This is a genomic window from Bacteroides sp. Phil13 (assembly GCF_001940965.1).
Lineage (GTDB): Bacteria > Bacteroidota > Bacteroidia > Bacteroidales > Bacteroidaceae > Bacteroides > Bacteroides intestinalis.
Genome location: NZ_MSHA01000103.1, coordinates 278442 through 288799 on the forward strand (window position 1 = coordinate 278442; position 10358 = coordinate 288799).

The window sequence follows — 10358 nt, forward strand, 5'->3', positions numbered from 1 at the left end:
ATCACTTATTATTATAGAATTCTTTCATCACATACCAGGCCTTTTTCCTGAACCCCTGATCAGAAATAAGCCCTTTCCGGTTCCAACCTTCCTGATTCGTAGGATGAAAACGATACGGAGAACGGAAATCAAATAGTATCCAAGGAGAAATACCAGCCAGATTTTCCACACGGCTGAACATCTCCAAATTATCTCTGAACAGCTTTTCCTGATATTCTTCGCTCCATGAACTTGTTAAAGTAGAATCTCCCGATTGCCCGTAAAGGGCTTCACCACCAAATTCAGAGAAAATCAACGGTTTACCGAGAGCCACATTCCAACGTACTTCCGAAGGATCTGACGGCCAGGCATGGTACCACCCCATATATTTATTAATCGACACCACATCCAACTCTTCGATAAAAGAATCATTCATTTCAAAAGCCTTCGTTTCAGGATTCAGCTTCGGCAGATCGAAAGCTGCTGTTATCAGACGAGTAGTATCCATCTCGTGACAGTGTTCGACAAGACTCTTCAGAAAAGCATTGCGGGCTTCGGAAGGAGCTGTTTCATTGGCAACTCCCCAGAAGGTCAAGGCACACCTGTTCCTGTCACGCATAACCATTTCCGTATACATTTTTTGCGCCTTCATACGCGTCTCGGCATTTTTAAAATCAATTCCTTGCCAAATAGGAATTTCTTCCCACAACATAATACCCATCTTTTCAGCTAGACGAACGATATATTCATTTTGTGGATAATGCGCTAGACGCACTAAATTAGCACCCAACTCCTTTGCTTCAGAAAGTAATGCTACAGCATCCTGCTCTGAAAATGCTCTTCCCTGGCGTTGCGCTATCTCTTCATGAAAACTGATTCCTTTCATAAAGACCGGAGTGTCATTCAAATAAATCTTCGTCCCTTTCACACTAAGATTACGAAAACCTATATTCTCTTTCACATGGTCCGTTGCAGTGGAAACAGTGACTTGGTAAAGTTTAGGTTTTTGGGGCGACCAACGTTCCAGTTTCTTAGCACGGAAAGATATTTTCGCCATTCCTTGTCCGTCAGTCTGCACTTCAGATGCGATTTTCAGTTCAGGAATTTCAATTCTCACTTTCTGGCCCGCTTTCTGCTCTGACAGTTGTAAGGTTGCATGAATATAATCTGGCTTGTATTTATCCAGTTGTATAAAGTAATTGCTGATATATACTTTAGGAGTACGTACTAACATCACATCACGCGTTATGCCGCCATAATTCCACCAGTCAAATGACAGCGCAGGAATTGCATCTACCGTCCGAGTATTATTCACTTCCACAGCCAGAAAGTTTTCTCCTGCTTTTACCAAATCAGTGATATTGAACTGAAACGGCGTAAATCCACCTTCATGACTACCTATCTCTTTTCCATTCAGATAGACCCGGCAACGGTAACTCACAGCTCCAAAGTAGAGAAACAGGTTCTCATCCTGATTTTTACTCACCTCAAATTTACGGGCATACCACACCGTACCTTCATAATATTTAAGTTCTGGAAGCTGCGAATTCCAGTCGGAAGGCACATTCAAACGTAGCCCTCCTTCGAACTCATACTCTTTAAAATCAGCCTTATTTCTTAAAGGTCTGTTCTTATAGATAGAGGTTCGCCGACCTTGCTGATAAGGATCAATAATAGCATTCCACTTCCCATTCAAAAAAGTGTATTGTCTACCATATACATTCGTCAGTAACTCCTGAGCACCAACGTACTGGCCATTACAGATCGTTATCAGAAATAAAATCCAACCTAAAAATTTCTCCTTCATAAGTATTTCTCTATTACTTTTTATAAATTTTCATTGCACATCCGCCCCCTTCTGCCAAATTCACCGTTAGCTTACGATTTTGGGGAACAAAGATAACAGACTTCCGATAATCAGAAGCTATCTTATCTGCATTTATACCATCTTTATAAAGTTCAATTGTCCATTCCCCTTCACCCAGAAATGACAAATCAAATTTCATTGTACGCTTTTTCCAATTAGTCAGCGCTCCCACATACCAAACATCTCCTTTACGACGAGCCATTGAGATATATTCTCCTATTTTTCCATTCAAGGCTTTTGTTTCATCCCATACTGTCGGAATATCTGAAATATAAGAGGTACACTCAGATTCACGTTCATAGAGAACAGGACTATCACACAACATGGATAGCGGAGCCTCAAATATTACATATTCAGCCAGCTGGCGGCAACGAGTTCCCATACTCATAGGTTCTTCATTAACAGCGCGAAAATTACGTTTATTGCCATTTTTCATTGCACCCTGGGTATAATCTACAGGTCCCGCTATCATACGAATAAAAGGCATAGTCACATCATAGGTAACCTGATCCACCTTCTCACTGCCAGAGAACTTCAACTGCTCCAAGCCATGTACGCCTTCAAAATTAATCACATTCGGATAAGTACGATTCATTCCTGTCGGTTTATAAGTGCCATGATAATCTAACATTAAATGGTATTTTGCAGCTATCTCAGCCCCACGATAGTGAAAATCAACCATTGCCTGGTCGTCACGGTCCATGAAGTCTACCTTGAAGCCCTTAATGCCCAATTCTGAATAATGCTTGCAGATTCTTTCCAAATCACGTTCAAAAGCATAGTAACCGGCCCACAAGATCAGCCCTACATGTTTAGAATCAGCATAAGCAACCAACTCTTTCAAATCTATTTCCGGCACAACCTGAAATAAATCAGCTTTTAGATTTACGGCCCAGCCCTCATCCAAAATCACGTACTCAATACCATGCTTAGAAGCAAAATCAATATATGCTTTATAGGTAACATTGTTCACACCAGCCTTGAAATCTACACCGGACAACCCGCAACTGTTCCACCATTCCCAAGCCACCTTTCCAGGTTTAATCCATGAAGTATCTTCCAATCGGGAGGGAGCAGCCAGTTTATAAACCATATCATTATCAAGGAGTTCTTTATCATCAGAAGATACAATAGCAATGCGCCAGGGAAAACTTCGTCTGCCGGAGCACTTCGCAATATAATCTTCTCTTGCAGTAACCAGCTTTTGCAATTTATTATGTCCACCTTGTATCGTTTCTTTCGGATACGGAGCAAAAACACCTTTCAAAGAATTAGACTGATTCGCATTGCGAACAAACATGCCGGGATAACTCTCCACGTCTGATTCTGCAATACAAAGCTTCTTTCCATCTTTCAATTCCACAACAACCGGAGTAAAAGCCAATTGATTAGTACCCATTTCACTTAGATTGACATGTGTATAGACATTCTCAAAAGAATTGAAGAACTGGGCTTCCACCTTTTTATTCTTTCCTCCTCTCACATAAGGAATATACGTCATATAATCATCGTCAAAATTAAATGTAGCTTCTTCAGCTATTACATTAAAAGGTTTATTCTCCGTAACGATGAAGCGATATGCAACTCCTTCATCATAGGCTCTGAATTCTAATTGGAATCCGTCCCTGAAAGTAAGAGACAGCTCATTACAACGATTTCTTATCTCACTCCGTTTGTAGATGGCAGTAGTGATATTCTCATCAACCACACGCCTACGTACATTCTTGACTTTAGACTTCACGCCTAATATTTTATTATTGCTTAATGACATAGAAATAGGCGAAGAGACAATAATCGCAGTATTTTCATGTTTTAAGGAATAACAAATTTTATCACCGGCTTCGATACTTAATTCAAGCTTACCATTCGGTGACTTTAACTGATATTGTTTCTGAGCTATACTAAAACTCAGGAATGCACTCAGAAATGTAAGTGTCAGACAAAATCTTCTCATAAATCTATTTATTGGTTTTAAGTGATATTTTGATTAATATTAAATTAAATAATACGTCACAAATATAGACATTTACTGAAATCAGGTTTGTGTTTATGTATGAAATCATCGGGAACGTTTGCAAATTCAATATTACATTAAAAAGCTATATATAAGATATTTATCTAAAATATGAAATACGAAATCGTTTCCAATAATTTCATCTGTATACCTATTGTATATGTTATAGTATTCACTTATTTTCGCACAAAAACAATTCACTATGAAACATTTATTATTTATTTTTCTATTTGTTTCTTTAAGCGTACAAGCTAAAGTAACATTACCAGCCATCTATTCTGATGGAATGGTACTACAAAGGAACCAACCTATTCGTATATGGGGGCAGGCTGATCCAAAGGAAAAAATACAAATCTTATTCGCAGAGCAAAAACAAACAGCAAAAGCCGATGGCAAGGGATACTGGGAAGTGAATCTGAAAGCTCTGGAAGCTGGCGGCCCCTACCAACTGCAAATCATCGGAAAAGAAAACCAAATAAGTATCAAGGATATTCTTATCGGAGATGTATGGTTATGTAGCGGACAATCTAACATGCAATGGGTAGTAAATAACGTCACTAATGCGGAAGTGGAGAAAAAGAATGCCAATTATCCGCAAATCCGAACTTTAAACATACCTCGCCGTATGGAATTATCCCCTAAAGATACAATCAGCGCAACATGGCTCGTATGTTCACCTGAAAACGTAGGCCGTTTCTCCGGAGTTGCTTATTTCTTTGCTAAAAAGGTTTATGAGGAAACAAACATACCTATTGGTATCATAAATTCATCATGGGGCGGTACAATCGTGGAAACCTGGACAAGTCTGGAAGCTGCCAATACACTGCCACAAAAACGACTCGATCGATATAACAAAAATGAGAAACTATTCCCCCCTACAGAATACCTTACACGAAAAAATAAGGAAGCAAAGCGTAATGATTATCCATCATTGGTATACAATGCAATGATCCATCCGCTGCTATCCTTCTCCATTAAGGGAGTTCTCTGGTATCAGGGAGAAAATAATGTAGGAAATGCAGAACCTTATACCGATTGGCTCACATGTATGATTGGAGATTGGCGTAACCGCTGGAATTCAGAATTACCGTTTTATATCATCCAGCTTCCCAACTTCGATTCTATCAACAAGAAACCACTTTGGGCGGAAATGCGAGATGCTCAAAGTAAAGTTCTGGCAGTTCCTGGAACCCATCTCATCGTAACCAGTGACTTGGGAGACCCCTATGACCTTCATCCCCGCAACAAACAAGAGGTAGGTATGAGAGCAGCATTACAAGCGTTACATTACGAGTACGGGTATTCAGATATTGTCAGTGAAAGCCCCATGTTTGAACGCATGGAAATCAATGGTGACAAAGTCATAATTACATTCAAAAATACAGGTTCCGGTTTAGAAATACGTAGCCGATATGGATGTCTGCAAGGTTTTGCCATCGCAGGAGAAGACAAAAAATTCCACTGGGCGCTGGGAGAACTCAAAGATAACCGAATTGTTATTTGGAGTCCGAAAGTCCCTAATCCTGTTGCCGTACGCTATAACTGGGAAAATAATCCGGACGGAAATCTTTATAATAAGGACGGCTTACCGGCTTGCCTGTTCCGTACAGATAATTGGTAAGCATTATCTATTTCACATCGCTAAAGAATCAAATGATATTATCTTTTTAACAGAACTGCTCCTAAGGTTTCGTATCTGACTTTTTGGGGCAGTTTAAAATTGTGAGGTGCAGTTTATTTAGACGATCTTGTTATCCCTGAATATACATTTCCAAATCTTTGCAATCGACTCTGTAAACGAATAAATTAAGTGTTCTTATACTTCTCCTTATATACTTTAGGAGAAACACCATAAACACTCTTAAAATAATCACCAAAATGATTATAACTGCCAAATCCTGTTTGATAAGCAATTTCCGTTGCTGTCTGTTGAGAAGTACGAAGCATTTCAGCAGCACACTCCAAACGGATATTACGAATCAACTCTGCCGGAGAAAGATTAGTAATAGCCTTTACCTTACGATATAACTTAGCCCTGCTCACTCCCATTTCCCTACATAACATTTCCACATCCAACTCAGGATTAGAAAGGTGTGTTTTCACTACTGCTTCATATTGTTCAGCAAAAGATTTATCTGCAGGTTCCAACTCAATGCCTACACTCTTTAAAGAGAGTTGTTTTCCATAAATCTCTTTCAATTTCTTCCGACCGCTCAGAATATTATTAATACGGACTATCAGGGTAGAGACTTTGAAAGGTTTCACAAGATAGTCATCTGCACCGGCCTGGAAGCCTTCTTCAACATATATCGTCATGGATTTTGCAGTCAGCAATATGACAGGAAGATGGCAAAGAGAAGGGTTCTCTTTAATATACGTACATAATTCCATGCCATCCATTTCAGGCATCATGACATCACTCACTACTAATGACACATTTTTTTTGCCTAATACCTCCAGTGCTTCACGTCCATTCTGAGCTGTAACAACTTTAAAGTTTCTCGACAATTCTTTCTGAAGATAAGTCAGAATTTCAATATTATCATCTACCAACAAAATCGTCTCAGAAATCGAAGTAACTTTAAAAGAAGAAGCATCGTCTACTGCATCTTCACTCTCATCCAATGTGCCTTGAACCGCCATTTCATAACATTTATCATATCTCCACGGCAAATCAATAGAAAAACAAGTACCATGCGGTTCCCTGCGTCTGACCGATATAGTTCCCTGATGTTTTTCTACAATAGCTCTTGCTATAGTCAGACCGACTCCACTACCTCCCATCTGTCCATGCAAATCCTGATGAGACAGTGCAAAAGGTTTGAATATCTTGTTTATATCCTCATTGGATATTCCAACTCCAGTGTCTTTCACTTCAATGTGTATTTTCGGCTTCTCTCCTTCAATCAAGGAAACAGCCAAAATAACAGTTCCTCCCTCCGGAGTAAACTTCAGAGCATTGGACAATAAATTAAAGAACACTTTCTCTAATGCGTCCTTATCAAATGTAGCTAATATAGGCGTCTCTGGCAGAGAAAGCTGCAATGCTATATCTCTTTGCCGGGCAGTAACCTGAAAAGAGTAGTAAATCTCCTGAATAAAATCATTAAAATTAAAAGAAGATAGTTCCAGTTCCCCATTCCCATTCTCTATCTTCCTCAAATCCATCAGGTCATTTACCAACGTAAGTAATCGTTTGGCATTACGACGGATTAACAGCAAGTCTTCTTTTACTCCGGAAACATGTATTATCTTCTTCTGTATCTCGTCCAAAGGATTCAGAATCAAAGTTAACGGAGTCCTGAATTCATGCGCCACTTGCGTAAAAAAGGTCTGCAATTCCCGGTTGAACTCCTCAGATTTATCCTTTTCCATTTGTTTGAGGTACAGTTCGTGCTCTAACCGTTGTTTTCTTTGCTTATAGGCAATATAGCGTTGCAATATGTAGAAAATAATAGCAGCATAAATAACAAATGCCCACCAACGCGCCCATAAAGGGGGAAGCACTTCAATTTTCAAATGAGTTTCCGGTCCTATCGTTCCATCATTATTAAGTGCTTTGATCCTTAAAAGGTAGTTACCGGGAGCAAGATTACTATAGAATACTTCACGACGATTACCCGCATCCACCCAATCTGGATCTACTCCATCCATCTTATAAAAGAACCGGTCGCTATTACCATATATATGGTTATCACTCGCATAGGCTATCGCAATGTTTGTCTGATTGTGTTTTAAGCATAACACAGATGTCTCAGCCAAGCATTTATCTAACACAGAACCGTCACAAGGTCTTTGCAATTTATTATTAATACGCAACGTAGTAAGAATCACAGAAGCCGGCGTATCATTCAACATAAAATTCCGGTTATCTACCATTACATATCCGGTATTACCCAATATCCAAAAACAATTGGCTGAATCTATCAGACTGGAAGCATCCATATCGGTCAGACGCAAACCGTTGTTATTATCAAAAGTATGTAATTGGTCTTCTTTGAAGTTGAACAAATACAACTTGTGTGCACCAATTACCCATAACCTCTCTTCATTCTGTTTTGCAACAAAATAAAGTTTATCCGAATGAACCTTGGTATGCGACAAATGTTGCTTTCGCAATTTCCAATGTTTATCTACAGATAAGAGCCCCTGTCTCTCAGTCGTCATCCATAGGTTATGCTCCGAATCCCGGCAAAAAGAAGTTATACTAAGCGATTTATCTGCAGGAACTCCCAAATCTGCCGCGCTTATCTGTTTCTTTTGTCCTATATTCAGATCATAGACATACAATCCTTCCTTCTGGGTGGCAAACACAAGTATTCCGGGATCTATTTCATCAATATAATTCGAGCATGGAAATTGCACGGAGTCCATATCTAGACAGAAAACGCCCTGATCCTGTACAGATATCCACCAATGCTCTCTGGAGTCTTTGAAGATATACAATATATTTGTATTATCGTACTTTCGCAATAATGAAAACTTATTCCTCTTTATAGAATAATTATAAACTTCTCCCCGTTGATTACCGCACATGATTGTATCACCCGATATACAGATTGATTTAATGATATTATCATTGTGGTGCTTGTTTTCATTCAGCCAGAAGGATTCTACCTGACCTGTTTCCGGACGATGACGCAGCAAGCCGTTACCTTCTGTCGCGAACCAGATATTATTATCAGCATCTTCTTTTGCCATCCTGAAGCGTCCTGCCAAATGGGAAGGAGCAAAGAATCTGAAACGCTGATTATAGCTGTGACTGTAGTTCACACCACCGGCATATGTACCGACCCACACTATTCCTTGCCTATCCTTAAACAAAGAATATATGGAATAATAACTCAGACCTCCTTCTTCTCCGATTTCCCCTTTTTCTACTATCACCTCCTCCATATTATCCTTATGCAGCCTAAACAGGCCATTGAAAGTACCAATCAACATATAGTCCTTATTCAACTCTATGATATCCCTGATCTCTTTATTAAGGAGAGATGTAGAAGAAAGCTTATAAGTTTTCACTTCCTTGGTCTGAGGATTATATTTGTTGATACATATACCTACAATCACGCTCCAAAGACAACCTTCTGAATCCACCCGCAACACATTTATCAATCCGTCAGTCAAGGGACCTTTCTCTATAGACCTGGGATAAATATGCTCAAGCAATTGCCAGTTTTCATCATATACAATAATGCCATGTTGGCGAGTGCCTACGTAATATTTCCCACCAGCCTGCACAAATGCAGAATATCGATATTCCTCCGGAGCGTCTTGCAGAACCACAAGAGTATCTTTCTCCATATCATATCTGAATATTTTCTTTTCCGTATAGGCTACAAAGCTCCCTCGCTTATCAACTCCAATCCCAACCCAACGACTACTTTGGTTCTTGTCATACAGGAAACTTTTTACTTGCTGAGTAGAATATTTCATCCTGTCCAAACCGTTTTCATGCAATATCCATAAATTCTTATCCCTGTCCTGAATGATACGGCGTATTTTATTACCTCCAAGAGTGGGTTGAGTATTGGTACTGAAAATCTCGATACGCTGTCCGTCATAACGGTTTAAACCATTATCACTTCCCAGCCAGATAAAACCATCCTTATCCTGATATATGGATTGCACATAATTATGAGAAAGTCCGTCTTCGGTAGTCAAATGTTCGAAGAACAATTTGTCAGTCAAAAGCTGGGCACTTCCACTCGACCAACAAAAAAAGAATAATATCAATAATATATATCGGCTAAACATGCTGCAAATATACCTTTTATTCCTTAATGACACAAATCCGGGAGTTTCTGAGACATGTCGTAAAGTCCTAAAATTCATTGCATTCTAACTTTGCAGCAACAATAAAGAAAATAATATTAACCCTAATAAAGTAAATACCATGAAATCTCAAGTAACACTTAAAACAATCGCTAAAGCACTAAATCTTTCTACTTCCACTGTATCCAGAGCTTTGGCAGACCAGTGGGATGTAAATTCGCAGACAAAAGAAATCGTAATGGAATTGGCCACCAAATTAAACTACAAGCCCAATATCATGGCAGTGAAACTTAAACAATGCCATAAGAATAATACGGAAGTCAGTAAACAACCTAAAATTACCATCAAAGAAATGGCACGCCAACTCAATCTGGCACCATCTACCATATCACGCGCATTAGCCAATAAAAAAGATATTAGCCTGAACACCAGAAAGGCTGTACAGGCTTTAGCTAAGAAGCTACATTATCGTCCAAATCCTATCGCTATCATCTTAAAACAACAACATACTAAACGTGCATCAGCATAATCTCATATTAATGCGAATCAAGAGTTGAAATTGATTCATAACCCGTCAGAAATGAACTAAATGCAATAGCTAACTCCTTTCTTAGGCATTCCTATGCTTTTTCCCTTCCAACGGTTAGCCTTTTCCATCCGAACGCTTATTCTTTCCACCGTGGAGTTTCTTTCTTTCCACCATGGTGGAAAGAATAAGTACCT

Annotated in this window: 5 protein-coding genes; 2 read left to right on the plus strand and 3 right to left on the minus strand. The window is 39.2% G+C overall.

Annotated features, from left to right (window positions below; all coding sequences use genetic code 11):
- Position 1 precedes the first annotated feature (1 nt).
- Both BWI44_RS21225 and BWI44_RS21230 read right to left on the minus strand, forming a co-directional pair.
- Positions 2-1786, minus strand: coding sequence for a glycoside hydrolase family 2 protein (locus BWI44_RS21225; protein ID WP_195209121.1), 1785 nt, complete (start codon positions 1784-1786; stop codon positions 2-4).
- A 13-nt stretch (positions 1787-1799) separates the two neighbouring features.
- Complete coding sequence (locus tag BWI44_RS21230) at positions 1800-3800, minus strand: retaining alpha-galactosidase (RefSeq protein ID WP_021967387.1); 2001 nt, start codon at positions 3798-3800, stop codon at positions 1800-1802.
- A gap of 262 nt (positions 3801-4062) precedes the next feature.
- Between BWI44_RS21230 and BWI44_RS21235 the strand changes: the two genes are divergently transcribed.
- Positions 4063-5481, plus strand: a complete 1419-nt coding sequence (locus tag BWI44_RS21235; protein ID WP_044533917.1) for a sialate O-acetylesterase — start codon at positions 4063-4065, stop codon at positions 5479-5481.
- A 185-nt stretch (positions 5482-5666) separates the two neighbouring features.
- Here the strand turns inward: BWI44_RS21235 and BWI44_RS21240 are convergent, their stop codons facing one another.
- Positions 5667-9551, minus strand: a complete 3885-nt coding sequence (locus BWI44_RS21240) for a hybrid sensor histidine kinase/response regulator (protein ID WP_229036159.1) — start codon at positions 9549-9551, stop codon at positions 5667-5669.
- Between the two features lie 205 nt (positions 9552-9756).
- Here BWI44_RS21240 and BWI44_RS21245 point away from each other — a divergent pair, with 205 nt between their 5' ends.
- Positions 9757-10164 (plus strand): LacI family DNA-binding transcriptional regulator, encoded by a 408-nt coding sequence (locus tag BWI44_RS21245; RefSeq protein WP_007663930.1) that lies wholly within the window; start codon positions 9757-9759, stop codon positions 10162-10164.
- Positions 10165-10358: the final 194 nt, after the last annotated feature.

Coding starts and splice junctions, on each gene's coding strand:
- BWI44_RS21225 (WP_195209121.1), bottom strand. CDS start 1,786: ATGAAGGAGAAATTTTTAGGTTGGATTTTATTTCTGATAACGATCTGT.
- BWI44_RS21245 (WP_007663930.1), top strand. CDS start 9,757: ATGAAATCTCAAGTAACACTTAAAACAATCGCTAAAGCACTAAATCTT.
- BWI44_RS21230 (WP_021967387.1), bottom strand. CDS start 3,800: ATGAGAAGATTTTGTCTGACACTTACATTTCTGAGTGCATTCCTGAGT.
- BWI44_RS21235 (WP_044533917.1), top strand. CDS start 4,063: ATGAAACATTTATTATTTATTTTTCTATTTGTTTCTTTAAGCGTACAA.